Origin of the sequence: Massilia sp. YIM B02763, assembly GCF_030412015.1 — a bacterium.
GTDB lineage: Bacteria > Pseudomonadota > Gammaproteobacteria > Burkholderiales > Burkholderiaceae_D > Telluria.
Map to the genome: position 1 here is coordinate 227,470 of NZ_JASNRD010000001.1, position 26,839 is coordinate 254,308.

Here is a 26,839-nt window from a genome sequence, read left to right on the forward strand (position 1 = left end):
CCTCATCCCGGCACCTCGCACACGAACAGGGGATCCAGCTCCTCCAGCAGGTCGCGCGCCGTCCCGGCCGCGAACACGGGGTCGCGCTCCGGCAGGAACAGGTAGAAGCGGTTGCGGCTGGCCAGCTCGAATTCCTCGACCTCGAACAGCGGGTGGTACAGCCGCGGCAAGCCGTTCAGCCACAGCATCGCGATGGCCGCGCCGAACGCCGCGCCCAGGATCGCCACCTCGAAGGTCGCGGGAATGAAGGCGGGCCAGCTGTGCAGCGGCCGTCCCCCGATGTTCAGCGGGTAGTCGACCACCGCCGCATACCATTGCAGGAAGTAGATCGCGGCCCCGCCCAGCAGGCCGCCGGCCAGCGCCGCCGGCGCGATCCAGCGGCGCCGCATGCCGAGGATGTCCGGCAGGCCCTCCACGGGGAACGGCGCGTAGGCCTCGGCATGGGTATAGCCGTGCTCGCGCGCGGCCCGCGCGGCCGCGCACAGCGCCCCCTCGCCGCGGAACTCGGCCAGCATGCCGGCGCAGGGGCGCTCGCCGTTCCCGCTCATGCCTCCCCCTTCGCGCTGTCGCGCACCAGCTCGCGCATCTCGGCGATCGAGATCAGGGGCAGGAAGCGCACGAACAGCAGGAACAGCCAGACGAACAGCGCCACCGTGCCGAACAAGGTCAGCCAGTCCCAGAACGTCGGGTAGTACATGCCCCAGGACGACGGCAGGTAGTCGCGGTGCAGCGAGGACACGACGATCAGCACCCGCTCCATCCACATGCCGCAATTGACGACGAGGCTCAGCACGAACAGCGCCAGCACGTTGTGGCGCACGCGGCGCAGCCACAGGAGCTGGGGCAGCACGATGTTACAGGCCAGCATGCTCCAGTAGATGGGCGCGTACGGACCCGTCCAGCGGTTGACCATCATGTACTGCTCGTAGCGGTCGGCGCTGTAGAAGGCGGTGAACGCCTCGGCCGCATAGCCGTAGCCCACCAGCCAGCTCGTGGCGATCAGCACCTTGGCCGCATTCGCCAGGTGGCGCCCCGTGATGAAATCCTGCAGGCCGAACGCGGCGCGCAGCGGGATGGCGATCGTCAGCACCATGGCGAAGCCGGAGAACAGCGCGCCGGCGACGAAGTACGGCGGGAAGATCGTCGAGTGGTAGCCCGGCGTGTTCCCCACCGCGAAGTCGAACGACACGATCGTGTGCACGGACACGACCAGCGGCGTGGCCAGGCCCGCCATCAGCAGGTAGGCCGATTCGTAGCGCTCCCAGTGGCGCGCCTCGCCGCGCCAGCCCAGGGCCAGCAGGCCATAGACGACCTGGCGCACCCGCTGCCCCGCCCGTCCCGCGCGGTCGCGCAGCGTCGCCAGGTCCGGGATCAGGCCCACGTACCAGAACAGCGCGGAGACGAGGATGTAGCTCGCGATGGCGAAGAAATCCCACAGCAATGGGCTGCGCCACTGCGGCCACAAGTCCATCTTGTTCGGATAGGGCACCAGCCAGTAGAAGAACCAGGGGCGGCCCAGGTGGATGATCGGATAGATGCCGGCCATGCTGGCCGCGAACAGCGTCATCGCCTCGGCGAAACGGTTGATCGACGTGCGCCAGCGCTGGCGCAGCAACAGCAGCACGGCCGAGATGAAGGTGCCCGCGTGGCCGATGCCGACCCACCAGACGAAGTTGGCAATGGCGAAGCCCCAGGCGACAGGCATGTCGATGCCCCAGATACCCACGCCCTTCACGAGCAGCCAGACCAGCGCCACCAGCAGGCCGAACACGCCCGCGCTGGCGCCCAGGAAGGCGGTCCACCACTTCCAGCCGAAGCGGTGCGCCAGCACGATGTCCGCGATCCCGTCGCTGACGCCCGCGTAGCTCCAGCCGGCGCCGAGGATCTCGCTGCCCTGCGAGCGGGGCGGCTCGCGCCCGGTCGTCGTTGGCCCGCTCATCCCGCCTCCGGATCGGGATTCACCACCCGCGCTATATAACTCGTGCGCGGACGGGTGTTCAATTCTTCCAGCAGCACGTAGTCGTGGGCGGACGCCTTGGCCGCGACCACGTCGCTCTTCGGATCGTTCAGGTCGCCGAACCGGATCGCCCGCGTGGGACAGGCGGCCTGGCAGGCGGTGACGACCTCGCCGTCCCGCACGCGCCTTCCGGCCCGCTCCGCGTCGATGCGGGCGCGCGTGATGCGTTGCAGGCAGTAGGTGCACTTCTCCATCACGCCGCGCCGGCGCACCGTGACCTCGGGATTCTGCAAGGCCTTCAGGCTCTCGAACTGCTCGTTCGAATACTGCAGGAAGTTGAAACGGCGAACCTTGTACGGGCAGTTGTTCGAGCAGAAGCGCGTGCCCACGCAGCGGTTGTAGACCTGGACGTTCAGGCCGTCGCCATCGTGCACGGTGGCGCCGACCGGACAGACTTCCTCGCAGGGCGCATGCTCGCAATGCATGCAGGGCACGGGCTGGAACAGCGTGCGGCGTCTCTCCACATAGCGGTCGACGCGGATCCAGTGCATGGCCCGGCCCCGCATCACCTCCTCCTTGCCCACGATGGGGATATTGTTCTCGGCCTGGCAGGCGATGGTGCAGACGCCGCAGCCGATGCAGGCGTTCAGGTCGATCGCCATGCCCCATTTGTAGCCGTCGTAGCTGCGCTCAGGGTACATCGACACCTTCGGCACCGGTTCTTCCGGCGCTTCCGTCGGCACGGCCCTCCCGCGGCGCAGCTCCGCCACGCGCACCGGGGCGCGGCCGTGCATGTCGAATTCGCGCTGGCGCATGGCGAAGTCGTGCTTTTCTGCCAGCCGCTCCACGGCCAGCGCGGGCGCCGCCGCGAAGGTGTCGACAGTACGCAGGCGGTAGGCATCGAAGCCGACGCCGTTGCCGATGCTACCGGCGGCGCGCCGACCATAGCCCAGCGGCAGCGTGACGACGCCCTCGGCCTGGTCCGCGAGCACCAGCACGGGCGCGTCCACCGTGCGGCCGCCCACGCGCAGCCGCACCCGGTCGCCGCTGGCGATACCCGCACGGGCGGCGCTGGCGGGACCGATGAACGCGGCGTTGTCCCAGCTGATCGACGTCAGGGGCCGCGGCAATTCCTGCAGCCAGCCGTTGTTGGCGAACGCGCCGTCGTCGACCGATGGATCGGCGGCGAAGACGGCCACCAGGGCCGCTGCCTTCGCCGGCGCCGGAGGCCGCGGCAGCGGCACCGTGGGCACCGCCACGGGCTCGGCCGCGCTGCCGGCGACGAAGCCGATGCGCAGCGCCTCGCGCCAGGCATCGTCGCTCGCGAGGCCCCGTTCGCGCCAGGTCGCGCGCACCAGGGCCAGGCCGTCGCGCGAACCCTCGCCATCCAGCAGCGCCAGCACCTCGTGCGCCGAGCGTCCCGCGTACAGCGGCGCGATCATCGGCTGCACGATACTGGCCGTGCCGTCGGCCGCACGCGCATCGCTCCACGTCTCGTAGCCGTGCGCCAGCGGCAGGTGCCAGCGCGCCGCATGGCCCGTCTCGTCGCGGTACAACCCCAGGTGGGCGCTCAGGGGCACGCGCGCGAGCGCCCTGGCGAAGTCGAGGTCGGCCGGCGCCGTGTAGACGGGATTCGCGTCCAGCATCAGCAGCGTGTCGACGCGCCCGGCATGCATGTCCGCGGCCAGCGCGGCGATCGAGGCCGCGTGCGCCGCGTCGCCCAGCGTCGTCGGCGCGATATGGTCGACCGGTGCGCCCAGGCGCTGGTTCAGCAGGTGGACCAGCGCGCGGCTGGCCGGATCGAGCGTCGGCCCGGCCACGACGAGGGCCCGGCCGCGCGCGCCGTCCAGCGCCTTGGCGACGGCAGCTTCCCAGCGCGCTGTCCGCGCATCGGGCGCTTGTCCGGCGTCGGCGCCCGTCCGCAGCAGCGCCGCGATGCGCCACACGCTCGCCGCGATCTCGCGGGGGCTGCGCGCCAGGCGCTCGTCGGCATGCGCCCCCGTCAGCGTCGGCGTCGATTCCAGCGCATACAGGCGACGCTCGCCCGCATGCTCGCCCAGGCGCCGGCCGTCGGCCCAGCTGCGCGCATGCAGCAGGCCGGCCGGGCCGCTGCCCAGCAGGTCCGCGTCCAGCGCCAGCAGCACGGACACCCGGTCCAGGCGATACTGCGGTTCCAGCACCCTGCCGAACGCCAGCCGCGACGCCTGCGCCGCGCCGTCGTCCTGCAGCGGATCCCAGAAGTGGACGCGCGCTTCCGGCCAGCGCGCGCGCACGGCGTCCAGCTGCCGCGCCAGCGTCGGCGAACTGGAGGGGCCGGAAAGGATGCGCAGGCCGGCGCCGCCGTCGCGCGTCCAGGCCGGGCGGCGCGCGGCCAGGGCGGCCTCGAAGGCGGGCCAGGTCGAGAGTTCCGTCCCCTGCTGCACGGTCTGCGAGCGGTCCGGGTCCCACAGCTGCAGGATCGACGCCTGCGTGAAGACGTCGGTGGCGCCGCCGGCGATCGGGTGGTCGGGGTTGCCCTCGACCTTGGTCGGCCGTCCCGTATTCGTCTCCACCAGCACCCCGTGGGCATGGCCGCGCCGCACGAAGGCGCTGGCGTAGAACAGCGGCCGGCCCGGCACGGCGCTCTCCGGCATGCGCACCCAGGGCACGATGGTTTCGCCGGGCGGTCCCTTGCAGCCGGCGCCGGCCAGCGCCGTCGACGCCGCCATCAGTTTCAGGAAGCGGCGCCGCGCGGCGGCGTCGGCGCGCGTGATGGGGAACACGGGACGGTGGCCGGGCGCGCTCATCGGTGGCAGGTGGAACAGTTGGTGAGCGTCTGCGCGTCGCGCAACCGGTAGATGCGCGTCAGCTGGCGCACTTCCTCCGGGCTCAATTGCTTGGCCGGCTCCATCGACAGCACCTTGTCCAGCGGCCGCACGTGCCTGGGCGCCTCGCGGTGGCAGTTCAGGCACCATTGCATCTCGAGCGAGGCGGTGCGCCAGGTCAGCGGCATCTGGTCCACGCGGCCATGGCACTCGACGCAGGCGACACCCTTGTTCACGTGGATGTCGTGCTCGAAGTAGACGAAGTCCGGCAAGTCGTGCACGCGCACCCAGCGGATCGGCCGGCCCGTGCGCTCGCTCTCGTGCAGGGCCTGGAGCAGCGGCGAATCGACGAACAGCTGCGAATGGCAGCTCAGGCAGATGGACGTGGACGGCATGCCCGCGAAGCGCGACTTCTCGACCGAGGTATGGCAGTAGCGGCAATCGATGCCGTCGTCGCCCACATGGTGCTTGTGGCTGAACGGGATCGGCTGCTCCACCGGTTCCATGGTGCCGTAGGCCGGCGTCATGACCCACCACGCCAGGGCGATGCCGCTCGCGCACAGTCCGAGCACGGCGAGCAGGGCCAGCTTGACGTACAGGACGGCCGATCGGGAAAACGGTGCTGCCATCGATATGGAATGCTTGGGTTCGACACGTTGGTCTTTATTGTCAATACGGCGCTCTACGCGGCGCCATTCTTGCTGCGATCCAGTATAGCCCGGCACCGGAATTGGCCCTGCACGATATGGCCGGGCTGGCCGAGCCTGCCGCATGCGATCGACTTGCCCAGGAAATGGCGCGCGCCGGGCGTGCCGTGGTAGCATCGCAGACCCGCTTCCACTCCTTCTTCCCATGCCAGCCCAACCATCCCGTCATTTCGATGCCATCGTCGTGGGCAGCGGCCCCGCCGGCGCCGCGACGGCGCGCGAACTGGCGCGGCGCGGCGGCCGGGTGCTGCTGCTCGAACGGGGCGGCGATGCGCCGCTGGCCGGCACGCTGGGCCAGATGGCCGGCATGGCGGCGGTGCCAGGCAAGGGCGCGTTCCTGCACCGCGACGCCTCGCTGCTGGTGCGCGCGCTGACGCTGGGCGGCACCTCGACCGTCAATTTCGCCACCGCGGCCCCGCCGCCGGCCGCCATGTTCGCCGCGCACGGCATCGACCTCGCCCCGGCGCTGGAGGAACTGCGGGCGGAGCTGCCGATGGCCCCGCTGCCGGATGGCCTCGTCGGGCCGATGGCGCGGCGCATCATGGGCGCGGCGCGCACGCTGGGCCTGCCCTGGCGCAAGCTGGACAAGATGATCCGTCCGCAATCCTGCCAGGCCGGCTGCTGGCGCTGCGTGTACGGCTGCCCGACCGGCGCCAAGTGGACGGCGCGCGACTTCGTCGACGAGGCGCGCCGCGCCGGCCTCGCGGTCAGGAGCGGCGTCCTGGTCGAGCGCGTGCTGCTGGAGGACGGCCGCACCGCCGGCGTGGAAGCGACCGTCGACGGCGCGCCGGAGCGTTTCCTGGCGCCCCTCGTCGTGCTGGCGGCGGGCGGCATCGGCAGTCCGCGCCTGCTGCGGGCCTCCGGACTGATACGGGGACCCGTCCCCTTCTTCAGCGACCCGGTCATCGCCGTGATGGGCAGCGTCGACGACCTGGACGGGGCCGGGGGACCCGGCGGCGCCGAGGTGCCGATGGCGGCCGGCGCCACCTGGCACGGGGACGGCATCGCGCTGGCCGACCTGACGCTGCCGCGCCCGATGTACCAGGCCTTCGCCGCCCAGGCCGGCCGCGTCGACCGCCTGTTCGCGCACGGCCGCACGCTGTCCGTGATGGTCAAGATCCGCGACGCGATCGGCGGCGCCATCGGCCCACGCTGGGTCGACAAGAAGCTGACGGAGGGCGACCGCGCGCGCTTCTGCCACGGCACCGAGATCGCCCGCGCCATCCTCAAGGAAGCAGGCGCCCGCCACCTGTTCTCCAGCCACCACTTCGCCGCCCACCCGGGCGGCGGCGCGCGCATCGGCGACGTCGTCGACGCCGACCTGCGCACCGCCGCGCCGGGCCTGTACGTGTGCGATGCGTCCGTGATTCCCGCGCCATGGGGCTTGCCGCCGACCTTGACCCTGCTGTGCCTGGGCAAGCGGCTCGGCATGCACCTGGCCCGCGCCGGCACCGGCCAGGCGGCATGACGGCCCGCCTGATCGGTATCTGGGTCAGCATTACTACTCGTCGGGCTAGCGCTGCGCGCGCCTGCGTGCTACGCTGATGTATTGCCGGCCAGAAACTACCCGGATCGCATGAGGGCACCAACAGGCCTCCTCCGGCGCTCCACGCAGCCGGCCTGAGCGGGATTTCGAGGCGACACAAGATGAAGAACTGGTTCAATCGTTTGCTCGGCGGCGCGCATGGCGACGGTGCCGCGGCCGCCGCCATGGCGGCCGCGGCGGCGGCCGGCGCTGCCCACGTGGACACGGGGGCGGAAATCGACGCCGCCTATTACCGCTGGCTGACGGCATCGAACGGCTTCCACGCGCCGGCCGAGACCGAGCGCCGCATCCTGGGCGAGGTCACGGCCATGGCGGACGATCCGGGCGCGGCCGCGCACCTGGTGCCGCGGGTGCCGGAAGTGATCCCGCAACTGCTGGCCAGCCTGAGCGACGACTCCATATCGCACGTCGAGATGGGACGCCAGGCGTCGCAGGACGTGGTGCTGGTGGCGGAACTGATCCGCGAAGCGAACAGCGCCTACTACCGCTCGCTCGATCCGGTCAGCACGGTCGAGGCGGCGATCATGCGCCTGGGCCACGACGGCCTGCGAATGCTGCTGGCGCGCCTGGCCTTCCGTCCGATCATCAAGATGCAGGCCGGGGGCTTCGCCCGCATCGCCGCGCCCAACGTGTGGAACCAGTCGGAACGCTGCGCGCTGGCCGCCAGCCTGATGGCGCCCGGCGTCACGGCCGGCGCCTTCGAAGCCTATCTCGCCGGCCTGCTGCAGAACGTCGGCCTGATGGTCGCCTTCCGCGTCTCGGACGACATCTGCGAGGACGGACGCATTCCCGGCTCGCGCGCCTTCGGGCAGGAACTGCAGGCGCTCAGCCGGCGCCTGTCGTCCCACATCGCCGCCCACTGGGACTTCCCGGCCGAGGTGTGCGAGAGCATCGCCCATGCCGGAGACCCGGGCGACCTGCCGCTGGCGCGCGCCCTGGCGCTGGGCGACCGCATCGCCAAGCTGCGCCTGCTCATCGACGGCAACGTGCTGTCCGAGCAGGACAGCCTCGTCACGGATGGACTGGACAACTTCCAGCGGCGCTGCCTGACCAAGCTGGGGAACGCGCAGGCCGAGGCCTGAACGCGGCGGGCAATAAAAAAAAGCGCCCGCGGGCGCTTTTTTTATCGGCGAGTCAGTGTCTCACACGGGTTCCGGCAGCGCCTCCAGCGCCTTGCGGCGGCGGACGCCAGCCACGACGCCCGCCACGCCGATGCCCAGGGCGATCAAGGCGATCGCGCGCGGGTCGAGGCGCTCGTCCATGTCGGCCCGCAGCTCGGCATCGCCGTGCACGACGGCGGCCGGAGACGACAGCGTGCGCACCGGCTGGGCGGCCGCCTGGCCAGCTTCGGCGGCAACGGCCGATCCCAGGGAACCTGCGCCGAGCAGCAGGGCAAGTACAGCGGTGCGAATGGTGGTCATGGCATATCCGTAAGTTGAACCGGCGGAACCGGCGGGTGAAACTAGTTTCTCTACGGAATAATGATGCCGTCATTTCGCGATTTCGTCAATTTCTATTTCCCTATGGAATCAATAGTCCCAGCTAATCGGGATTGACTGTCGTGCACTTACGACAATTTCGATAGTTTTCTATCGATACCCGGTCGGATCGACGTGCTTCTGCTCGCTAGCCGATCCGCTCCGCGATCCACTGCCTTGCCCGCTCCAGCGCAAGCCGCGCCATCCGCGTCGGGAACTGGATGAAGCCATGCGGCGCTTCCGGCAGCATGTGCACCTCGACCTCGGCCACTTCAGCCCAGCGGGCGGCCATCTCGCGCGTGTCGTCGCGCAGCGGATCGAGTTCGCCGGCGAACATCAGCGCCGGCGGCATGCCGGCAAGGTCGCCGTAGAGCGGGGACAGAGGAGGAGCACGGCGGCCGGCGTCGTCGACGTCGCGCGTCAGGTGCGCCATGTCGGGCACCATGCCGGGGCCGTCCAGCAGCAGCGTGTCCGGGCCCGCCGCGCGCACGCTGGGCGTGCCGGCCAGGTCGTAGACGCCGTAGAACAGCACCGCGCCCTTGACGCGCGCGAGCAGTCCGGGCCAGGCCTTCAGGCGCAGCAGCGTGGCCGCCGCCAGGTGCCCGCCGGCCGATTCGCCCACCAGGAACACGGGCAGGCCGGCGCCCTCGGCCAGGCCGCCGTCCAGCGTCCAGCGCGCGGCGGCCAGGCAGTCGTCCATGATGTCGCGCATCGGCGCGTCGGTGGCGAGGCGGTAGTCGACCGAGACGACCAGCGCCTGGCACTCCAGCGCCAGCGCCGCGTTGCGGTCGTCGTCCATGCGCGCATTGCCGATCACCCAGCCGCCGCCGTGCACGTCCAGCACGACGGCGCGCGGGATCCCGGGCGGACGCAGGATGCGCACGGGCACGCGCAGGCCGTCCGCGACGGCCTGGGTTTCCTGCACGGCCAGGCGGCGGCGCGCCAGCTTGCGGTCGGCGCCGATCTGGGACAGGCGCAGCAGGCCCTGCCCCAGCCGCAACACGAAGTCGTTACCGAGACGAAAGCGTGGTGCATAGGCCAGTTTGCGGTTGAAGGCGCGCGCTTCGTCCAGCGTCGCGGCGTCGACCGGCAAGCCCGCGCCGGATGAGCGGTGGTAGACATTCATGTCAATAGTGTAACGAGCCACGGTCGAGGCCGGCGCACACTGTCGCAACTGCACCCGCCTCGCGTATCATATGCGCCACTTCAACTACAGCAACGGATCAAGAACATGGCAGACCAGGACATCACCTACGACGAAGTCGCCGCGGCCGCTGCAGGCCTGCAGGGCGACGGCCAGCCGGTGACGCTCGAGGCCGTGCGCGCCGTCGTGGGGAACGGGTCGCCGAACGCCGTCTACAAGCACCTGGCGGCGTGGCGCGCCAGCAACAGCAAGCCGGTCGAACCGCCGCCGGCCACGCTGCCGGAATCGCTCGTCGCCGACCTGGCCGCCTGGGCGCGCCAGTTCGCGCACGATGCCGGCGCCGCGGAACGCGAAGCCCTGGCCCAGTCCGACGCCGACCGCGACGCCCTGCTGGCGGCCGGCGACGCGCTGGAAGCCGAACGCGAATCCCTGCGCGTCGAGCTGGCCGACCGCGACGAGACCATCGAGCGCCTGAACGCCGAGCTGCGCAACGCGCGCCAGGTGGCGATGGACGCGCTGGTCAGCAAGGCCAAGGACCAGTTGGCGATCGACGGCAAGGAAGCGCAATTGACGGCCCTGCGCGCCGAGATCGAGCGCAACGTCGCCGCCCAGGCCGCCGAATCGGACCGCCGCCTGGCCGCCGAGATGGAACTGGTGGGCGCGACGACGGCGCGGTCGGCGCTGGAGGCGGAGAACGCGGACCTGCGCGCGCAGTTGCAGGCGGCACGCAAGCGTTAAGGCCGTCGCCCCTGCGCAGGCAGGGGCCTGATGTCGCTTGCGCAGCGGCTGCGCTTGCAGAGCTTGGGTCCCTGCCTGCGCAGGGACGACGTTGTTCAGGGCAAGCGGCAGTTCTTCTTTTCCGCGCCGGGACGTGCACCAATAAGGGGCAAGCCACTCCGTATTCCCTCTGGCACGGTTCTTGATACATGCGTCAGTGTCAAGAACGAGGACAGCGACCATGAGGGACTTCTACAACGAGATGACGGATGGTGCCGCCGGCCCGGTGCGCGACCATTACCGCGAATTCGACAGCTGGCTGCGGCAGCAGCCGCGCGAGCGCATCGAGCGCAAGCGCGCCGAGGCGGACCTCACCTTCCGCCGCGTCGGCATCACGTTCGCCGTGTATGGCGACGGCGCCGGCACCGAGCGCCTGATCCCCTTCGACACGATCCCGCGCATCATTCCGGCCCACGAGTGGACGGCGCTGCAGGCCGGCCTGGCCCAGCGCGTGCGGGCGCTGAACATGTTCGTGCACGACATCTACCACGAGCAGAACATCATCAACGCCGGCATCATCCCGGCGCGCCAGATCTACCAGAACGCCCAGTACCGGCCCGAGATGCAGGGCATCGCCGTCGCGTCCGACATCTATGCCCACATCGCCGGCGTCGACATCGTGCGCGCCGGCGAGGGCGAATTCTACGTCCTGGAAGACAACCTGCGCGTGCCGTCCGGCGTGTCCTACATGCTGGAGGACCGCAAGATGATGATGCGGCTGTTCCCGGAACTGTTCGCGCGCCACCGCATCGCGCCGGTCGAGCACTACCCCGACATGCTGCTCGAGAACCTGCGCTCGGTGGCGCCGACCGGCGTGCTCGACCCGACCATCGTCGTCATGACGCCGGGGATGTACAACTCCGCCTACTTCGAGCACGCGTTCCTCGCCCAGCAGATGGGCGTGGAGCTGGTCGAGGGCAAGGACCTGTACGTGAACGACAACGCCGTCTGGATGCGCACGATCCGCGGCCCCCAGCGCGTGGACGTCATCTACCGCCGCCTGGACGACGACTTCCTCGACCCGCTCGCGTTCCGCTCCGATTCCACGCTGGGCGTGCCCGGCCTGCTGTCCGTGTACCGCGCCGGGCGCGTGACGCTGGCGAACGCCATCGGCACCGGCGTGGCCGACGACAAGTCGATCTACCCCTACGTGCCGGACATGGTCCGCTTCTACCTGTCGGAGGAGCCGCTGCTGAACAACGTGCCCACCTGGCAGTGCCGCAAGCCGGACGAGCTGTCCTACGTGCTCGCGAACCTCGGCCAGCTGGTGGTCAAGGAAGTGCACGGCGCCGGCGGCTACGGCATGCTGATCGGCCCCGCGTCGACACAGGCGCAGATCGAGGACTTCCGCCGGCGCCTGGTGGCCAGGCCGGACGGCTACATCGCCCAGCCGACGCTGGCCCTGTCGGCCTGCCCCACCTACGTGGAGAGCGGCATCGCGCCGCGCCACATCGACCTGCGGCCCTTCGTCCTGTCCGGCAAGACCATTTCGATGGTGCCCGGAGGCCTGACACGCGTGGCGCTGCAGGAGGGCTCGCTGGTGGTGAACTCGTCGCAGGGCGGCGGCACCAAGGACACCTGGATTCTGGAGGCATGATGCTGAGCCGCACCGCGGACCACTTGTACTGGATGGCGCGCTACACCGAGCGCGCCGAGAACACGGCGCGCATGCTCGACGTGGCGCTGCAGACCTCGATGCTGCCACAGTCCCAGCACGACACCGAACAGGCCTGGCGCGCCATGCTCGGCATCTCGGAACTGCGCGAAGCCTACGACGCGCGCCACGAGGTGCTGGACGCCAGGAGCGTCCTGTCCTTCATGGCGCACGACAGCGGCAACTCCTCGGCGATCGTGTCCTGCCTGACGGCGGCGCGCGAGAACGCCCGCGCCGTGCGCGGCGTGCTCACCACCGAGGTCTGGGAGACCCACAACGCCACCTGGATCGGCCTGCGCGAGCGCGCCAGGCTGGACGGCGACCCGGGCGAATTCTTCGAATGGGTGAAGTACCGTTGCCACCTGTGGCGCGGGGTCACCTTCGGCACCATGCTGGACGACGAGGCGATGGTCTTCATCCGCCTCGGCACCTTCCTCGAACGGGCCGACAACACGGCGCGCCTGCTCGACGTGAAGTACCACGGCGCCAGGGACAAGAACGAGAAAGGATCGGAATCCGATGCCACCCGCGAGGTGCTGTCGCAGCGCGAGTTCTATTACTGGGTCGCCCTGCTGCGCTCCGTCGCCGGCTTCGAGATCTACCGCAAGGTCTACCGCGACGCCATCACGCCGGCGCGCGTGGCCGAGCTGTTGATGCTGCGCGCCGACATGCCGCGCTCCCTGCTGGCCTGCATGGAGCAGGTGGTGGCCAACCTGCGAACGGTGCGCAACGACGTCTCGCGCGAGACGGAGCGCCTGGCCGGCAAGATGCATGCCGAGCTCCAGTTCGCGCGCATCGAGGATATCCTGGAGGCCGGGCTGGACGACACCCTGAGCCGGTTCATGGAAAACGTCTATGAACTCGGCAACGGCATCAGCCGCGACTTCCTCGTTCCCCTCGGAGCCTGACCATGCACCTCTCCATCCGCCACGAGACGCTGTACCGCTACACCCAGCCGCAGGCCTACAGCATCGAACAGCTGCACCTGGTGCCGCGCACCGAGCCGCAGCAGCAGGTGCTGTCCTGGAAGATCGCCATGCCCGGCAACGGCGCGCCCTATGTCGACGCCTACGGCAACCATTCGCACATGATGACGCTGAACGAGCCGCACGACACCGTCCGCATCGTCGTCGAGGGCCTCGTCGCCACCACGCCGCTCAGGAACGGCCGGCTGGAGGCCGTCGACAGCCTGTCGCCTCTGATCTTCACGGTGCCGACCCGGCTCACGCAGCCCTCGCCGCTGCTGGCCGACTTCGCCGCCCGCTGCCTGCCGCCGGCCGGCATGCGCGTGGACACCGCCGCCGCGATGGACCTGGCCGCGCACATCTTCGGTGCGGTCGAGTACCGTAGCGGTGCGACGGACGTCTTCAGCACCGCGGGCGAGGCCATCGTCCTCGGCGCCGGCGTCTGCCAGGACCATGCCCACATCTACCTGGCCTGCTGCCATGCGCGGGGCGTGCCGGCCCGCTACGTGTCCGGCTACATCGATCCGGAGTCGACCGGCCACGCGGCCAGCCATGCCTGGGTCGACGTGTGGGTCGAGGACGGCGACCACGCGGGCTGGGTCAGCATCGACGTCACCCACAACCGCCTGATGACGGATGCCTACTGCCGCCTGGCGATCGGCAGGGACTACGAATCGGCGGCGCCGGTGCGCGGCATGCGCCGCGGCGGCGGCGAGGAAACCATGCGCGTCGAGGCGACGATCGTGCCGGTCCAGTAAAATAGCGGCACTCTTTATCGGTAAATACGCCAATGACTTATTGTGTAGGCATGCGCCTGAACGCGGGACTGGTCTTCCTGGCCGATTCGCGCACCAATGCGGGCGTCGACCAGGTCGGCACGTTCCGCAAGCTGAGCGTGTTCGAGAACCCGGGCGACCGCATGATGGTGCTGATGACGGCCGGGAACCTGTCGATCTCGCAGGCGATCCGCCAGGTCGTCTCCACCTACATCAGCCCCGAAGGCGCGACGATCTGGAACGCGACGAACATGTACGACGCCGCCCGCATCGTCGGCGACGCCGTGCGCGCCGTCCACAGGCAGGAAGCGGCGCAGCTGGCCGAATACGGCGTCGACTTCAACGTCAGCCTGATCTTCGGCGGCCAGATCGCGGGCGAACGCTGCCGCCTGTTCTACGTCTATTCGGCCGGCAACTTCATCGAATCGCACGACGAGAACCCGTATTTCCAGATCGGCGAGGCGAAGTACGGCAAGCCGATCCTGGACCGCGTCGTCACGCCGCACACGACGCTGGACGATGCCGCCAAGTGCGCACTGATCTCGATGGATTCGACGCTGCGCTCGAATATCTCGGTGGGCCTGCCGCTCGACCTGCTCGTCTACGAGGACGGCGCGCTGGCCGTCACCCGCTTCGTGTCCATCGACGAGCAGAACCAGTATTTCAGCCAGCTGCGCAACAGCTGGGGCCAGCAACTCAAGACCGTGTTCGAAGGCATCGACGCGCCCGTGTGGAACGCGGCTCCCGGTGCCACGGAAAACGTGCTGTCATCGGCCAACGCCGGCAACCGTCCCGTGCGCATCGCGCTGCCGCCGGGCATGATCGCGGCCGAGCCGTCGGCGCCCGTGCAGTCGCTGGCCGAGGGGCCGGCGTCGACGTCGCAGCACTGAGCGCCGATCCAGCCGCCTCGCTTGCCTGTGCCTGATGCCCTGTGCGTAGGCGCGCGCCGTGCGCGCGTGTCCTGTGCCACACTGGCCCGACGAATCTTGCCGGGAGCACGACATGAGCACGGAACTGCACAGCACCGCGCAGGCGCAGGATGGCCAGCAGCAGAAGGAAAACGAAGCGCAGCAACAGCCACAACCGAGCGACTTCGACGGTTTGAAGGACAAGAAGCCGGACGAGCTGACGCCGGAAGAGCTGCGCCTGATGGCGGACACGATGCCGGGTGAAGGGCCCGGCGACTAAGCCCGTCGCGACGAGGCTACTGCCCCGCCGGCGGCTGCCACAGCTCGACCTTGTTGCCTTCCGGGTCGATGACCCAGCCGAACTTGCCGAACTCCGAGTCCTCGGTCTTGTCGAGCACATGGCAGCCTTCGGCGCGCAGCAGCTTCAGCAGGGCATCCAGGTCGGCGACGCGGTAGTTGATCATGAAGGACGCGAGGCCGGGCGCGACATGGTCGCTGCCGGCGGCGCCGATGGACCAGGTCGTCGTGCCGCCCGCCGGCTCGCCGGCGTCGTTGGACCAGCCGAACACGGCCCCGCCCCAGTCCTGCACGTCGATGCCCAGGTGGCGCTTGTACCAGCCGCGCAGCGCGACCGGATCTTTCGCGTGGAAGAAGATGCCGCCGATACCCGTTACGCGTTTCATCGTTCGCTCCGTTCAGCAAAAGCTCCACTGTAGCAGCGCGCGGCGTCCATGGGGTCAGGCGGCGGCGATCATCCGCAGCAGCGTGTCGCCGAAGCCGTCGCGGGCGCGCGCATCCGTGCGGGCGCTCGTGTACACGCGCGGCTGCGCGCTCCAGGCGAACCGCGCGCCGATCGCTTCCAGCGCCTTCACCAGCAACACGTCCTCGTGGCAGGACACGCTCTGGAAACCGCCGGCGGCGCGGTAGGCATCGGCGCTGACGCCGAGGTTGGCGCCGTGGATGTGGCGGTGGCCGTCGCGGTCGTGGTAGTTGCGTGCGAAGTGCTCGCGCAGGCGCCGGGCGTTCGCGCCGTGCGGGGACCAGTCGTCGACGGCGACCGAGCCGCACACGACGTCGACACCCAGCGCCAGCTGCTCGGCCAGCCATTGCGGCGAAACGCGCGTGTCGGCATCGGTGAACGCCAGCCAGCGCGCCCCATGGTCCAGCAGATGGCGCGCGCCGGCCGCGCGCGCGACGCCGACCTGGCGCGCATCCACTTCCAGCATGTCGAGCAGCACGCCCGCCGCGGCGAATGCCGTGCGTTGACGGCGCACGACGTCCGCGCTGCCGTCTCCGCACGCATCGAGCACGATGCACACCCGCACCGCCTCGCCCCGCAGCGCCGGATGGACGGCCGCGGCAAGGATCGCGTCCAGGCAGTCTCCCAGCGCGGCTTCCTCGTCGTGGGCGGGAATGGCGACGCCGATCATGTGTTGCCTCCCTGCTTGCGGAAGACCTCGAGCAGGAAATCCTCGTCCGCGTGGCGCAGCGTGCGCACGAAGCCCGGCAGGCGGCCGGCCGCCGCGTGCACCAGCTCCGTCGAGGCGGCGCGGTCGTCGAAGTCGTGCAGGTAGTGGCACAGCACCAGCTCGCCGCCGGCTTCGACGCTGGCGCCGGCCAGCGACAGCAGGGACACCAGCGCGGCGGGCTCGAAATAATAGGCCAGCTCGCTGACGACGACCAGGTCGAAGGCCGCCGCGCGCGGCCAATCGGCGGGCAGGCTGCGCCGCTCGACCCGCACCCGGCCCCGCTCCGCACCCGCCTGCGCCACGCGCCGGCGCGCCGCCGCCACGGCGCTGGCGGAGCCATCGCAGGCCAGCAGCTGGTCGCAACGCTGCGCCAGCGCGGCGCTCATCTCGCCGTTGCCGCAACCTGGCTCGAAGGCGTTGCGGTAGCGGGACTTGCCCAGCGATGCCAGCAGGATGGCGCGCTTGCGCCGCTCGTACCATTTGTCGCGCACATGCCAGGGGTCGTCGTCGGCCGCGTACAGGGCCTCAAAATGCCGTTGCCGGCTCGGTTGGTCGAGGTTCATGCAAATACAGTTCGTAAGGATTGAGCAGGCGTTCCAGCGCCTGCGGGAACACGATGGGCAAGGCGCCCGTGCTGGCGTCTTCCGTCAGCTGGCTGCGAAAACAGGCCATCGCCGCGCGCTTGCGCGCTACCAGCGCCGGCGGCAAGGGCAGCTTGCGCGCCTGCGCGAAGGGGATCGCGCCGTCGCCCGGCGCGCTCCAGTGCCAGCCCCAGACGGGCACTTCGAGCAGGGCCGCGCCGGCTGCGCGCGCCGCCGCGGCGCAGGCGCGCGCCGTCGCCTCGTGGTCCGGGTGGCCGTCGTAGCGCCACGTGGTGACGACGACGTCGCCCGGCGCCAGCAGGCCGGCCAGGCGCCGCGCCAGTGCTTCCTCGGCTGCCGTCACGCCCCCATCGGGCACGCGCAGGCGCACCACCTGCGGCGCCGCGATGCCCAGGCTGTCCAGCGCCCCCAGCGTTTCCTGCGGCCGCGTTGCGCGCAGCCGTTCGACGGGCCATTCGGCGGAACCGGCATGGCTGCCCTCGCCGTCCGTCACGGCGGCGACGACGAAGGGTCGGCGATGCAGTTCCAGCAGATGCAGCAGGCCGCCGCAGGACAGGATCTCGTCGTCCGGATGGGGCGCCACCACGACGGCGCGGCGGCCTTCCGGTACCAGTGCGTCGAGGCCGACGGCCGGCACCTGCGCCAGCGCCGGGTCGTCCAGCCAGGCCTGTGCCGGCGTGCCGAGGCCGGCGATATGGCGCGACCGGTCTACAGCGTCCATGGCGCCTCCCGGGTGTCGGCGACGAGGCGCCCGAGCGCCGCCTGGTCGCGTTCCGCATGGCTCTGGCGGATGAACACGGGCAGGTCGGCGAACAGACGCGCCATGCGAGGGTCCTTGCACATGGGGCCCGGCCCCAGCGCGCGGCCCGCCTGGGCCAGCACCAGCGCGGCCGACGCTTCCACGCTCAGCCGCACGGACAGGGCCAGGGCCATCGCATCCGCGCCCGGCGCCCTGTCGATGGCCGCCGCCGCTTCGCGCATCAGTGCCGCGCTGCCCTGCAGGGCCACGGTCACCTCGCCCAGCTGGGCCAGCCGGTGCGGATCCGCCTGCCCTGCCACGCGTGCGCGCAGCGCCCCGGCCAGCGCCGTCGCCGCGCCGAACCAGCAGGCGGCGACGCCGGCGCCGCCGTGCCAGAAGCCGGCGCGGCCGACGTAGAATCCCGGCCCGCCCAGCGGCACGGCGCGGGCACGGTCGAACAGCACGTCCACGCTGCGCGAGCCGGCCATGCCCACGGCGGCCCACCCATCGTCCGTCACGCGTACGCCCGACTGGCGCAGGTCGACGGCGGCCAGCACGGCTTCCCCCGCGGCGTTCCAGCAGCTGACGACGGCGTGGCTGACGTCGTGCGCGCCCGAGCACCAGGCCTTGCGGCCATCCAGCAGGTAGCGGCCGTCCCCTTCCCGGCGCAGCAGCACGCGCGCGTCCGTCGGTTCCGCGCACCAGGTGCCCCAGGTCGCCGACTGGTCGTCGTGCGGGGCGCCCGCCTCGGCCAGGATCGCCAGCGCGTCGGTATGGCCTTCATAGAGCTTGGCGACGCTCAAGTCATGGGCGCCGACGGCCGCAAGGGCCCGCCAACGCTCCAGGGTGGAGCCGCCTCCCGGCAAAGGCGGCCTGTCCAGCCCTTCGTCGTTGAGGCGGCGCAGGACCGCGCCCGGATGCTCGCCGTCGAGCCGGAGCAAGCAGGCTTCCAGGGAGGCTGAGAGGAAGGGGGATGCGTCGCGCATGGCGATGGAATGCCGACAAGAAGTTGCAATAAAGGCATCATAGCAAATTGAACAGCATTGCCACGCACGGCTGAGTACCCACGCGCGCTGATGGCGCGCCGTTCGGTATCTTCCGTCGGCGCATGTCGGTTAGTTGCAATCTTCGGACAGTCACCGCGCGGCGCGCGGATGCGGTATCGTTGCCGCCTCATCTACAGGAGCACGACAGGAGCATCAATGCCGCAAGCCATCCATTTCTACGAACCGCGCCTGGGCCACGGCCTGCCGCATGATCCGTTCAACGCCATCGTGGGGCCGCGTCCCATCGGCTGGATCGGCTCGCTGTCCGCCGACGGCGTGCCGAACCTCGCCCCCTACAGCTTCTTCAACGCCTTCAACTACACGCCGCCGATCGTGGGCTTCTCCAGCACGAGCCTGAAGGACAGCGTCAGGAACATCGAGGCCACGCGCGAATTCACGTGGAACCTCGTCACCCGTCCCCTCGCCGAACGCATGAACGCCACCTCCGCCGCCGTCGGTCCGGAGGTGGACGAGTTCGCGCTGGCCGGCCTCGCCCCTGCCCCGTCGCGCATCGTGGCGGCGCCGCGCGTGGCGGAAAGTCCCGTGTCGTTCGAATGCCGCTGCACCCAGCTGATCCAGCTGCAGGGCCAGGACGGACAGGCGGTGCAGGCATGGCTGGTGCTGGGCGAAGTCGTCGGCGTGCACATCGACCGCGGCTTGCTCAAGGACGGCGTCTACGACACGGCGAACGCCGGCCACATCCTGCGCGGCGGCGGACCTTCCGACTACTTCGCCATCGGTCCGGAGCAGCTTTTTCACATGTTCCGCCCCGGTGCGAAATCCTGAGCCTGCAAGCGCGCCATTTAATAGCACGATCGTTCAGTCACCAAAAACGCCGCGATCACGTATGATGGCTGCCCCGAGCCGGGCAAGCGGCCGGCGGCATGGCGCGCGCACGAACAACAAGACCGCCGCAGCGCCGCCGCCCGCCCGGCTCAGCAGCATCGTTTAACCATCGGCCGGAACGCCGGCATAGGAGCAAGAATGAGCATCGAAAGCAGTCAGGACGAATCCAGGGACACCCAGTTGCGCGCGGATGCGCTCGAATACCACCGCAGCCCCGTGCGCGGCAAGATCGAGGTCGTCGCGACCAAGCCGCTGTCCAACCAGCGCGACCTGTCGCTGGCCTATTCGCCTGGCGTGGCCTATGCCTGCGAAGAAATCGCCGCCGACCCGGCCATGGCCGCGGAATACACGTCGCGCGGCAACCTGGTCGCCGTGATCTCGAACGGCACCGCCGTCCTGGGTCTCGGTAACATCGGCCCGCTGGCCTCCAAGCCCGTCATGGAAGGCAAGGGCTGCCTGTTCAAGAAATTCGCCGGCGTCGACGTGTTCGACCTGGAGCTGGCCGAGAACGATCCGGACAAGCTGGTCGAGGCCATCGCGATGCTCGAGCCCACCGTGGGCGGCATCAACCTCGAGGACATCAAGGCGCCGGAATGCTTCTACATCGAGAAGAAGCTGCGCGAGCGCATGAACATTCCCGTCTTCCACGACGACCAGCACGGTACCGCGATCATCTCCAGTGCCGCCCTGCTGAACGCGCTGAAGGTCGTGGGCAAGGACATCGGCAATGTGAAGCTGGTGTGCTCCGGCGCCGGCGCCGCGGCGATCGCCTGCCTGGACATGATGGTGAGCCTGGGCGTGCAGCAGCAGAACATCTACGTCACCGACTCCAAGGGCGTGATCTGGCAGGGCCGCGAAGCGAACATGGAAGCCAACAAGGCGCGCTACGCGCAGGCGACCGACGCGCGCACCCTGGCCGACATCGTCGACGGCGCCGACGTCTTCCTGGGCTGCTCCACCGCCGGCGTCCTGACGGCCGCGATGGTCAAGACCATGGCGGACAGCCCGATCATCCTGGCGCTGGCCAACCCGGAACCGGAGATCCGTCCGGAAGTGGCGAAGGCCGCGCGTCCGGACTGCATCGTCGCGACCGGCCGCTCGGACTACCCGAACCAGGTCAACAACGTGCTGTGCTTCCCCTACATCTTCCGCGGTGCGCTGGACTGCGGCGCGACCCGCATCACGGACGAGATGAAGCTCGCCTGCGTGACCGCCATCGCGGCGCTGGCCGAGGCGGAAGCCAACGACGCCGTCGCCGCCGCCTACGCCGGCCAGGACCTGACGTTCGGCCCCGACTACATCATCCCGAAGCCGTTCGATCCGCGCCTGATGGCGGCGATCGCCCCGGCCGTGGCCGCCGCCGCCGCCGCGTCGGGCGTCGCGACCCGCCCGATCGAGGACATGGACGCCTACCGCGACAAGCTGGGCGAAATGATCTACCACACCGGCTTCTTCATGAAGCCCGTGTTTTCCAAGGCCAAGGCGCTGCCGCGCCGCGTGGCCTACGCCGAGGCGACCGACCAGCGCGTGCTGCGCGCCGTGCAGACCGTGGTGGACCAGGGCCTGGCCCGTCCGGTGCTGATCGGTGCCGCCGCCGAGATCGACGCCGCCGTGAAGGCCTCGGGCCTGCGCCTGCGCCGCGAAGTGGACTACGCGCTGGTCGAGCCGGAAGCGGGCGTCGACGCCACGCTGCAGGGCGCGCGCCTCGTCAACGCGGGCCAGGCCGACGCGCTGGTGTGCGGCATGAAGGGCAGCTACGACAGCCACCTGGCCCACGTGAAGAACGAGATCGGCCTGGCGCCGGGCGCCGAGACGCTGGCCGCGATGAACGCGCTGGTGCTGGACAAGATGACCTTGTTCATCACCGACACCTACGTCAACGACAACCCGAACGCGCAGGAGCTGGCGGCGATCACCCGCCTGGCCGCCGACGCGATGGTGCACTTCGGCGTCGAGCCGAAGGCCGCCCTGCTGTCGCACTCGATCTTCGGCTCGTCCGAGCGTCCGTCGGCCGTCAAGATGCGCGAAGCGCGCGCCCTGCTCGCCGCGAGCGCCCCGCAGCTGCAGGTGATCGGCGAAGTGCACGGCGACGCCGCGCTGTCGGAAGACATCCGCCGCCTGTACCAGCCGCAGGAAGCCGAAGGCGGCTTCGCCGGCGCGGCCAACCTGCTCGTGATGCCGTCTCTGGACGCGGCCAACATCCTGTTCAACGTGCTCAAGGTCACGTCGGGCAAGGGTGTCACCGTCGGCCCGATCCTGCTGGGCGCGGCCAAGCCGGTGCACATCCTGAGCCCGAGCGCGACCGTGCGCCGCATCGTCAACATGACGGCGCTGGCTGTCGCCGGCGTGCGCTGATCCCTCCGTCGTCCCTGCGAAGGCAGGGACCCATGCCGAGTTTCCCAAGCCGAGGCGTCAAGCATGCCGCCTTGACTTCGACGTAGCGATTCCAGTCATTCAGTATGGGCCCCTGCCTTCGCAGGGGCGACGGTGTATTGCGCGCGCGATGCCTTCCGCGCGGCCCCGCTCAGTGCACCCGTCGCCGCCGCACCGACGAACTCCAGTTCTCCAGATCCACCTCCTCCCGCATGTCCGCGCAGGCTTCCACCAGCTTGTCGATCTCCCTTCCCCCCAAGCCGCAATTGAGCGTCAGCCGCACCAGCGAGCGGTTCTTGGCCGTCGCCGGCGCGCAGAACACGGCGCCCTGGATGCCGCGCTCTTCCAGCGCCTTGCGCAATACCAGCGTCTTCGGCTCCGGCCCCGCTTCCAGCGCCACGATCTGCTCGGTCCCGTCGTCGATGCAGTAGCCCAGGCGCGCCAGCCGCGCGCGCACCTCGGCCGTGACGCGGCGCAGCGCCTCGCGCCTGGCGTCGGCGCCGCGCACCAGGTCGATGGCCGCGTCGAAGAAGGCCAGTTCGTGGTTCAGCAGGCAGGAGCTGAAGATGGCCGGCCGCGACGCCGACAGGAAGTAGCCCTTGAAGCGGCTCGAACAGGTGATCAGGCCGGCGCGTCCGGCGAAGGCCTTGGCCAGCGAGGCGGTGCGGAAGTGCACGCGGTCCTCGAGTCCCATGGCGACCACGATGCCGGCGCCTTCCGGCCCGTGCGTGCCGAGCGAATGCGATTCGTCCACCACCAGGATGCTGCCGCTGCGCTCCGCGATCTCCACCACCTCGCGCAGCGGCGCGACGCTGCCGTTGGTGCTGTACAGCGCGTCGATGACGATCACGCCGCGCCCGTGCTTGGCGACCTGGCGCGTTAGGTGGCCGGCGTCGTTGTGCAGGAAGGGCACGCCCAGCGCCTGCGCCGACTGCACGCCTTCCCACAGCGAGGCATGGGCCATCATGTCGAGATAGACCGGCACGCCCGGTTCGGCCAGGCTTTGCAGCAGGCCGACGTTGGCGGCCCAGCCGGATTGGGCCAGCACGGTGTCCTCGGCGCCCAGGTACTCGGCGAATTTCGCCTCCAGCCGGTGCTGGGCGCTGCCCGCCTGCAGGAACACCGAGGACATCAGCGCCTGGCCGGCATTGTTCTCCAGGCAGGCCACCTGCGCCCGCACCAGCGCCGGTTCGCTGGCGATGCACAGGTAGTCGTTCCCCGCCAGCATGACGGCGCCGGGACCGGGACGCTTCCAGACGTGCATGTGCTCGCCGCCGAGCAGTTGCTCGACGCGGGTCACGTAATGCTCGTCCATGCGCCGGGTGACGAAGGACGGGAGCTCGTGGCTGGCTGGACGGCCGGGGCGCGCGGTGGATGGGGTGCCCGACTGGTATGCGAGATCGATGATCATTTTTTCCTCCAAAAAAGTAGTCATTTTGCAATTTCTATTTACGGGCGGATAAGTCATGCGCGCACTGTTGATCGAGATCAACGTCACGTATCTAATTTGCGTCACCATCGGCTGAGGTTGCGTCAGATCAATTTTGTGGATGCAAAGTCACAATGAACTCCCTCGCGAGCGGTATCGCCGGCGCCGTGCGCTCCGGCCAGTTCAAGCACCTGCTGCTCAAATGGCTGCTGGTCCAGGAGCAGCAGCATGCAATGGTCGCCACACGCCTGCGCCTGCTGGCCTGGATCGGCTTCCTCGGCATGCCGGCCTACTACCTGGTGTGGACGGCGTGGTTCCCCCAGCCCTACGAGAGCCCGCTGCTGCGCGCCCTCGGCATGGCGCTGTGCGTACCGGCTCTGTTCGCCCACCACGTCAAGGACAATACGCTGCTGCGCGCCTATGAATTTGTCGGCGTCACGTATGTGCTCCCCTTCTTTTTCACCTACATGTTCTTGATGAACGGCGGATCCGCCGTGTGGGCCCAGTCGCTGCTGGCGGCGCTGATCGTGCTGTTCCACTTCGACTGGTGGTGGGCGCTGGCCTCGTTCGCCGCCGGCACGCTGGCCGCCGCCGGCATGTTCGCCGCGCATGGCGACGGCACGCCGCTCGCGCAAACCCACATGGTCGAACAGGCGCCGATCTACCTGTTCACCATCGTGGTGGTGTCGGTGACCAAGCTGGGACGGCGCGTGCTGGCGCGCGAGAAGCTGTCCGGGATGGCGCAGGCGCTGGCCCTGGTGTCGCACGAGCTGCGCACGCCGCTGATGGGCGTGGCCGCGAACGTGCGCGGCATCGAGCGGGTGGCGCAGCGCCCGGGCAGCCAGGGGCAGGAGCCCGGCGTCGACGCCGCCCTCGAGCGGATCCGCTACGACGTGCGCCACATGAACCGCCTGATCGACCTGTTCCTGGAGTCGGCGACGGCGCTGGAGCGCGAGCTGGCGCCCACCGAGGCGCTGTCGATGGCAAGCGTGGTGCAGGCCGCCATCGACCGCTATCCCTTCGCCAGCGGCGCCCAGCGCGGCATGGTCGAAGTCGTGGTGCGTCGCGACTTCTGCTTCGCCGGCCGCGACGACCTGTGCGCGGTGCTGCTCCTGAACCTGCTGCGCAACGCCCTCAAGGCGCTGCAGCGGGCCGAACGCGCGGATGGCCGCGGGAGCGCCGCCGGCCGCGTCAGGATCGTCATCGACGGCGCCCGCGCGCGCCCGCGCCTGCTCGTCATGGACAGCGGCTGCGGCATCCCGGCGCGCGAGCTGCCGCTGATCTTCGAACGCTTCCATTCGAACCCGCCCGGCTCCGGCGCCGGGATCGGCCTGGCGCTGTGCCGCGACATCGTGCGCGCCTGGCACGGCACCATCCGCTGCCGCTCGCGCGAGCGCACCTATACCGTCTTCGCCGTCGCGTTCCCGCGCGCGGCCGCTCCCTGAACGACCATCATGGCACTCCCCCTCTACCAGCATCCGAGCACCGTCGTCCTCGTGGACGACAACACCAGCTTCCTCGACAGCGTGCGCTTCCAGCTGGGCGAGCACCTGCCTGCCCGCACCTTCGGCGACGCGCTCGCGGCCATCGCCTGGCTGCGCGAACGCAGCCGCGCCAGCGCCCCCGCGCACTTTTTCTCGCCCGGCATCGATACCTTCGCGGCCCAGCCGCTCAACGTGGCGCTGCACGTGGAGCGCATCTGCCGCGTCGTCAGCGACCCGCAGCGCTTCGCCACGCCATCCGTGCTCGTGGTCGACTATTCGATGCCGGGCCTGAACGGCATCCAGGTGTGCGAGGCGGTGCGCGGCCTGCCCTGCCGGCGCATCCTGCTCACGGGCGCGGCCGACGAGCGCATCGCCATCGACGCCTTCAACCGCGGCCTGATCGACCGCTACATCCGCAAGAGCGACCACGACGCGCTCGACCGCCTGGACGCCGAGCTCGAGACGCTGCAGCGGCGCTACTTCCTCGAACAGGCCGACGCCCTGCGCGAGCTGCTGCCGCTGCACGGCTACGGCTTCATCGACGATCCCGCCGTCGCCACCCTGGTCGAGCAGACCGTCGCCTGCTGCGGCATCGTCGAGCACTACCTGGTGCACGACCCGGCCGGCTTCCTGATGCTGGACCGCGACGGCAAGTGCTGGACGCTGGTCGTGGAAACCGACCAGACCATGGCGGCGCACCTGGAGGTGGCGCGCGACAGCGGCGCGCCGCCCTCGCTGCTGGAGGCGCTCGAGCGGCGCGTCGTGATCCCGAATTTCAGCGAGGGGGACGGCATGTACTCGCCCGCCTTCAGCAAGGACTGGTACCGCTGGACGGCCCCGGCCCGCGTCTGCGAGGGGCGGCAGCGCTACTACTGGGCGCTGTTCGAGAGCCGGCCCGGCTTCCTGGAGCGACCCACGTCGTTCGCCGACTACCGGCGCCAGGAAAGCTGAGCTTTGCGCTATGCTGTGGTCCCCTTGCCACCGTTCGCGTCCGCCATGACCCGTGTCCGCACCGCCGTCCTCTTCGCCGCGCTCTTCGCCGCTTCCATGCTGCCCATGCTCCCGCCATCCCATGCCGCCGAATCGGCCGCGGCGCTGCGCGTCCACACGCTGGCCAACGGCACCGTGCAGGCGACCGTCGCCGAGCGCATCGGCGGACGCCTGCTCGCGTTCGGCCTGGCGGGCCGGCCCAGCTTCCTGCGCTTCGACGCGGACGCGGGCGCGGCCGAGCCGCGGGTCGACGCGTTCGGCGAGAACATCGGCTACCTCGGCCATGAAGTCTGGGTCGGGCCGCAGAAGCAGTGGTGGGTGCACCAGCGCCTCAACCCGCGCCGCGCGGCGGACGGGGCGGTCTGGCCGCCCGATCCCTGGCTGGGGCTGTCGAACACGGTCGTCGTCGAGGATTCGCCGGCGGCCGTGGCTTTGCGCGGACCGGCCAGCCCCGTGAGCGGCGTGTCCCTCGACAAGCGCTATTCCCTCGTCGCGGGACGGCCGAACAGCCTGCGCCTGGACGTGCGCGCCACCAACCGGCGCGATACCCGGGTCGCCTGGGACATCTGGTTCAATACGCGCGCCCATGCCGACACGGCCGTCTACGTGCCGGTGGCCGCGCGCGCCGACGTGCGCGTCGAGGCTGCGGAAAAGGACCGGCCCGCGCCCCGCTTCGCGCTGGAGGATGGCCTGTTCGCCCTCGACCTGCCGGCGCCCGGCGCCGCGGATGCCGCACGCAAGGGCAAGATCTTCCTGCAGCCCGCCGCCGGCTGGATGGCGGGCTTTCGCGCCGGCCAGGCGCTGGTCATCCAGTTCCCGCACCAGCCGCGCAGCGCCATCCACCCGGACCAGGGCCAGGTCGAGCTGTACCACGACGTCGTGCCCGGCCGTCCGGACGAGGGCATCCTGGAGATGGAAGTGCACGCGCCCTACCGGCGCCTGGCGCCGCGCGAGGCGATGCAGGCGCACGAGCTGTGGACGATCCTGCCCTACGGCGGCCCCGCCACGCGCGAAGGCCACCTCGCGTTCCTGCGCGCGCACGCCCGGGCGCTGGGGCTCGGCGGCCTGTAGACACGCGCTGCCGGGCAGGTGGCCGCAAGCTGTGGCATGATTACATGTTCATCATCATGCTACGGAAAGCCATA

The 26,839-nt window shown here is 70.1% G+C and carries 25 protein-coding genes; 13 read left to right on the forward strand and 12 right to left on the reverse strand.

The window, feature by feature from the left end:
• Positions 1 to 2: 2 nt before the first annotated feature.
• The 4 genes from QPK32_RS00965 to QPK32_RS00980 are packed head-to-tail and all read right to left on the reverse strand — an operon-like array spanning position 3 to position 5,390.
• Positions 3 to 548, reverse strand: a complete 546-nt coding sequence (locus QPK32_RS00965; RefSeq protein ID WP_290410909.1) for a DUF3341 domain-containing protein — start codon at positions 546 to 548, stop codon at positions 3 to 5.
• Positions 545 to 1,939, reverse strand: coding sequence for an NrfD/PsrC family molybdoenzyme membrane anchor subunit (nrfD, locus tag QPK32_RS00970; RefSeq protein WP_290410910.1), 1,395 nt, complete (start codon positions 1,937 to 1,939; stop codon positions 545 to 547). The genes QPK32_RS00965 and nrfD overlap by 4 nt, the downstream gene beginning before the upstream one ends.
• The gene (locus QPK32_RS00975) at positions 1,936 to 4,743 is read right to left on the reverse strand and encodes a 4Fe-4S dicluster domain-containing protein (protein ID WP_290410911.1); all 2,808 of its coding nucleotides are present in this window, start codon (positions 4,741 to 4,743) and stop codon (positions 1,936 to 1,938) included. The genes nrfD and QPK32_RS00975 overlap by 4 nt, the downstream gene beginning before the upstream one ends.
• Positions 4,740 to 5,390, reverse strand: coding sequence for a cytochrome c3 family protein (locus QPK32_RS00980; RefSeq protein ID WP_290410912.1), 651 nt, complete (start codon positions 5,388 to 5,390; stop codon positions 4,740 to 4,742). The genes QPK32_RS00975 and QPK32_RS00980 overlap by 4 nt, the downstream gene beginning before the upstream one ends.
• A gap of 223 nt (positions 5,391 to 5,613) precedes the next feature.
• Between QPK32_RS00980 and QPK32_RS00985 the strand changes: the two genes are divergently transcribed.
• Positions 5,614 to 6,936: an FAD-dependent oxidoreductase gene (locus tag QPK32_RS00985; protein ID WP_290410913.1), complete on the forward strand. Its 1,323-nt coding sequence runs from the start codon at positions 5,614 to 5,616 to the stop codon at positions 6,934 to 6,936.
• A 179-nt stretch (positions 6,937 to 7,115) separates the two neighbouring features.
• Positions 7,116 to 8,096, forward strand: a complete 981-nt coding sequence (locus tag QPK32_RS00990; RefSeq protein ID WP_290410914.1) for an HDOD domain-containing protein — start codon at positions 7,116 to 7,118, stop codon at positions 8,094 to 8,096.
• Between the two features lie 60 nt (positions 8,097 to 8,156).
• Here the strand turns inward: QPK32_RS00990 and QPK32_RS00995 are convergent, their stop codons facing one another.
• Together QPK32_RS00995 and QPK32_RS01000 are read right to left on the reverse strand one after the other, a co-directional pair.
• Positions 8,157 to 8,435, reverse strand: a complete 279-nt coding sequence (locus tag QPK32_RS00995; protein ID WP_290410915.1) for a hypothetical protein — start codon at positions 8,433 to 8,435, stop codon at positions 8,157 to 8,159.
• Between the two features lie 205 nt (positions 8,436 to 8,640).
• Entirely contained in the window at positions 8,641 to 9,618 is a 978-nt protein-coding gene (locus QPK32_RS01000; protein ID WP_290410916.1) for an alpha/beta hydrolase, read from the reverse strand.
• A 105-nt stretch (positions 9,619 to 9,723) separates the two neighbouring features.
• On the opposite strand from QPK32_RS01000, the gene QPK32_RS01005 reads away from it, so the two are divergent.
• From QPK32_RS01005 to QPK32_RS01030, 6 genes are all read left to right on the forward strand, one after another.
• On the forward strand, positions 9,724 to 10,374 hold the full coding sequence (locus QPK32_RS01005) for a DNA-binding protein (protein ID WP_290410917.1): 651 nt from the start codon (positions 9,724 to 9,726) through the stop codon (positions 10,372 to 10,374).
• Between the two features lie 220 nt (positions 10,375 to 10,594).
• Complete coding sequence (locus QPK32_RS01010; RefSeq protein WP_290410918.1) at positions 10,595 to 12,010, forward strand: circularly permuted type 2 ATP-grasp protein; 1,416 nt, start codon at positions 10,595 to 10,597, stop codon at positions 12,008 to 12,010.
• Entirely contained in the window at positions 12,010 to 12,975 is a 966-nt protein-coding gene (locus QPK32_RS01015) for an alpha-E domain-containing protein (RefSeq protein ID WP_290411380.1), read from the forward strand. The genes QPK32_RS01010 and QPK32_RS01015 overlap by 1 nt, the downstream gene beginning before the upstream one ends.
• A 2-nt stretch (positions 12,976 to 12,977) precedes the next feature.
• A complete protein-coding gene (locus QPK32_RS01020; protein ID WP_290410919.1) occupies positions 12,978 to 13,790 on the forward strand; it encodes a transglutaminase family protein in 813 nt (270 codons plus the stop codon).
• Between the two features lie 32 nt (positions 13,791 to 13,822).
• Entirely contained in the window at positions 13,823 to 14,698 is an 876-nt protein-coding gene (locus QPK32_RS01025; RefSeq protein WP_290410920.1) for a peptidase, read from the forward strand.
• 112 nt (positions 14,699 to 14,810) lie between these two features.
• Positions 14,811 to 14,996, forward strand: a complete 186-nt coding sequence (locus QPK32_RS01030) for a hypothetical protein (RefSeq protein ID WP_290410921.1) — start codon at positions 14,811 to 14,813, stop codon at positions 14,994 to 14,996.
• 16 nt (positions 14,997 to 15,012) lie between these two features.
• Here the strand turns inward: QPK32_RS01030 and QPK32_RS01035 are convergent, their stop codons facing one another.
• The 5 genes from QPK32_RS01035 to QPK32_RS01055 are packed head-to-tail and all read right to left on the reverse strand — an operon-like array spanning position 15,013 to position 18,467.
• Positions 15,013 to 15,399, reverse strand: a complete 387-nt coding sequence (locus QPK32_RS01035; RefSeq protein ID WP_290410922.1) for a VOC family protein — start codon at positions 15,397 to 15,399, stop codon at positions 15,013 to 15,015.
• A 54-nt stretch (positions 15,400 to 15,453) separates the two neighbouring features.
• Complete coding sequence (locus tag QPK32_RS01040; RefSeq protein WP_290410923.1) at positions 15,454 to 16,146, reverse strand: glycosyltransferase family 2 protein; 693 nt, start codon at positions 16,144 to 16,146, stop codon at positions 15,454 to 15,456.
• The gene (locus QPK32_RS01045) at positions 16,143 to 16,748 is read right to left on the reverse strand and encodes a methyltransferase domain-containing protein (RefSeq protein ID WP_290410924.1); all 606 of its coding nucleotides are present in this window, start codon (positions 16,746 to 16,748) and stop codon (positions 16,143 to 16,145) included. Before QPK32_RS01045 ends, QPK32_RS01040 begins: the two co-directional genes overlap by 4 nt.
• Complete coding sequence (locus QPK32_RS01050) at positions 16,711 to 17,508, reverse strand: PIG-L deacetylase family protein (protein ID WP_290410925.1); 798 nt, start codon at positions 17,506 to 17,508, stop codon at positions 16,711 to 16,713. The genes QPK32_RS01045 and QPK32_RS01050 overlap by 38 nt, the downstream gene beginning before the upstream one ends.
• Complete coding sequence (locus tag QPK32_RS01055) at positions 17,496 to 18,467, reverse strand: acyl-CoA dehydrogenase family protein (protein ID WP_290410926.1); 972 nt, start codon at positions 18,465 to 18,467, stop codon at positions 17,496 to 17,498. The genes QPK32_RS01050 and QPK32_RS01055 overlap by 13 nt, the downstream gene beginning before the upstream one ends.
• A 261-nt stretch (positions 18,468 to 18,728) precedes the next feature.
• Between QPK32_RS01055 and QPK32_RS01060 the strand changes: the two genes are divergently transcribed.
• Both QPK32_RS01060 and QPK32_RS01065 read left to right on the forward strand, forming a co-directional pair.
• Positions 18,729 to 19,358: a flavin reductase family protein gene (locus QPK32_RS01060; protein WP_290410927.1), complete on the forward strand. Its 630-nt coding sequence runs from the start codon at positions 18,729 to 18,731 to the stop codon at positions 19,356 to 19,358.
• Between the two features lie 198 nt (positions 19,359 to 19,556).
• The gene (locus QPK32_RS01065; RefSeq protein ID WP_290410928.1) at positions 19,557 to 21,773 is read left to right on the forward strand and encodes an NADP-dependent malic enzyme; all 2,217 of its coding nucleotides are present in this window, start codon (positions 19,557 to 19,559) and stop codon (positions 21,771 to 21,773) included.
• A gap of 169 nt (positions 21,774 to 21,942) precedes the next feature.
• Here QPK32_RS01065 and cqsA read toward each other — a convergent pair whose 3' ends face one another.
• On the reverse strand, positions 21,943 to 23,202 hold the full coding sequence (gene cqsA, locus QPK32_RS01070) for an alpha-hydroxyketone-type quorum-sensing autoinducer synthase (RefSeq protein WP_290410929.1): 1,260 nt from the start codon (positions 23,200 to 23,202) through the stop codon (positions 21,943 to 21,945).
• 152 nt (positions 23,203 to 23,354) lie between these two features.
• On the opposite strand from cqsA, the gene QPK32_RS01075 reads away from it, so the two are divergent.
• The 3 genes from QPK32_RS01075 to QPK32_RS01085 are packed head-to-tail and all read left to right on the forward strand — an operon-like array spanning position 23,355 to position 26,765.
• Positions 23,355 to 24,665, forward strand: a complete 1,311-nt coding sequence (locus QPK32_RS01075; RefSeq protein WP_290410930.1) for a sensor histidine kinase KdpD — start codon at positions 23,355 to 23,357, stop codon at positions 24,663 to 24,665.
• A gap of 9 nt (positions 24,666 to 24,674) precedes the next feature.
• Positions 24,675 to 25,655 carry a two-component system response regulator gene (locus tag QPK32_RS01080; protein ID WP_290410931.1) on the forward strand — a complete coding sequence of 327 codons (981 nt, stop codon included), beginning with the start codon at positions 24,675 to 24,677 and terminating at the stop codon, positions 25,653 to 25,655.
• Between the two features lie 45 nt (positions 25,656 to 25,700).
• The gene (locus QPK32_RS01085) at positions 25,701 to 26,765 is read left to right on the forward strand and encodes a DUF4380 domain-containing protein (protein ID WP_290410932.1); all 1,065 of its coding nucleotides are present in this window, start codon (positions 25,701 to 25,703) and stop codon (positions 26,763 to 26,765) included.
• The last annotated feature ends 74 nt before the right edge of the window (positions 26,766 to 26,839 follow it).

What these genes read in the sequence shown, in the direction of transcription:
- QPK32_RS00965 (WP_290410909.1), bottom strand. Translation starts at nt 548, where the DNA reads ATGAGCGGGAACGGCGAGCGCCCCTGCGCCGGCATGCTGGCCGAGTTC.
- nrfD (WP_290410910.1), bottom strand. Translation starts at nt 1,939, where the DNA reads ATGAGCGGGCCAACGACGACCGGGCGCGAGCCGCCCCGCTCGCAGGGC.
- QPK32_RS00975 (WP_290410911.1), bottom strand. Translation starts at nt 4,743, where the DNA reads ATGAGCGCGCCCGGCCACCGTCCCGTGTTCCCCATCACGCGCGCCGAC.
- QPK32_RS00980 (WP_290410912.1), bottom strand. Translation starts at nt 5,390, where the DNA reads ATGGCAGCACCGTTTTCCCGATCGGCCGTCCTGTACGTCAAGCTGGCC.
- QPK32_RS00985 (WP_290410913.1), top strand. Translation starts at nt 5,614, where the DNA reads ATGCCAGCCCAACCATCCCGTCATTTCGATGCCATCGTCGTGGGCAGC.
- QPK32_RS00990 (WP_290410914.1), top strand. Translation starts at nt 7,116, where the DNA reads ATGAAGAACTGGTTCAATCGTTTGCTCGGCGGCGCGCATGGCGACGGT.
- QPK32_RS00995 (WP_290410915.1), bottom strand. Translation starts at nt 8,435, where the DNA reads ATGACCACCATTCGCACCGCTGTACTTGCCCTGCTGCTCGGCGCAGGT.
- QPK32_RS01000 (WP_290410916.1), bottom strand. Translation starts at nt 9,618, where the DNA reads ATGAATGTCTACCACCGCTCATCCGGCGCGGGCTTGCCGGTCGACGCC.
- QPK32_RS01005 (WP_290410917.1), top strand. Translation starts at nt 9,724, where the DNA reads ATGGCAGACCAGGACATCACCTACGACGAAGTCGCCGCGGCCGCTGCA.
- QPK32_RS01010 (WP_290410918.1), top strand. Translation starts at nt 10,595, where the DNA reads ATGAGGGACTTCTACAACGAGATGACGGATGGTGCCGCCGGCCCGGTG.
- QPK32_RS01015 (WP_290411380.1), top strand. Translation starts at nt 12,010, where the DNA reads ATGCTGAGCCGCACCGCGGACCACTTGTACTGGATGGCGCGCTACACC.
- QPK32_RS01020 (WP_290410919.1), top strand. Translation starts at nt 12,978, where the DNA reads ATGCACCTCTCCATCCGCCACGAGACGCTGTACCGCTACACCCAGCCG.
- QPK32_RS01025 (WP_290410920.1), top strand. Translation starts at nt 13,823, where the DNA reads ATGACTTATTGTGTAGGCATGCGCCTGAACGCGGGACTGGTCTTCCTG.
- QPK32_RS01030 (WP_290410921.1), top strand. Translation starts at nt 14,811, where the DNA reads ATGAGCACGGAACTGCACAGCACCGCGCAGGCGCAGGATGGCCAGCAG.
- QPK32_RS01035 (WP_290410922.1), bottom strand. Translation starts at nt 15,399, where the DNA reads ATGAAACGCGTAACGGGTATCGGCGGCATCTTCTTCCACGCGAAAGAT.
- QPK32_RS01040 (WP_290410923.1), bottom strand. Translation starts at nt 16,146, where the DNA reads ATGATCGGCGTCGCCATTCCCGCCCACGACGAGGAAGCCGCGCTGGGA.
- QPK32_RS01045 (WP_290410924.1), bottom strand. Translation starts at nt 16,748, where the DNA reads ATGAACCTCGACCAACCGAGCCGGCAACGGCATTTTGAGGCCCTGTAC.
- QPK32_RS01050 (WP_290410925.1), bottom strand. Translation starts at nt 17,508, where the DNA reads ATGGACGCTGTAGACCGGTCGCGCCATATCGCCGGCCTCGGCACGCCG.
- QPK32_RS01060 (WP_290410927.1), top strand. Translation starts at nt 18,729, where the DNA reads ATGCCGCAAGCCATCCATTTCTACGAACCGCGCCTGGGCCACGGCCTG.
- QPK32_RS01065 (WP_290410928.1), top strand. Translation starts at nt 19,557, where the DNA reads ATGAGCATCGAAAGCAGTCAGGACGAATCCAGGGACACCCAGTTGCGC.
- cqsA (WP_290410929.1), bottom strand. Translation starts at nt 23,202, where the DNA reads ATGATCATCGATCTCGCATACCAGTCGGGCACCCCATCCACCGCGCGC.
- QPK32_RS01075 (WP_290410930.1), top strand. Translation starts at nt 23,355, where the DNA reads ATGAACTCCCTCGCGAGCGGTATCGCCGGCGCCGTGCGCTCCGGCCAG.
- QPK32_RS01080 (WP_290410931.1), top strand. Translation starts at nt 24,675, where the DNA reads ATGGCACTCCCCCTCTACCAGCATCCGAGCACCGTCGTCCTCGTGGAC.
- QPK32_RS01085 (WP_290410932.1), top strand. Translation starts at nt 25,701, where the DNA reads ATGACCCGTGTCCGCACCGCCGTCCTCTTCGCCGCGCTCTTCGCCGCT.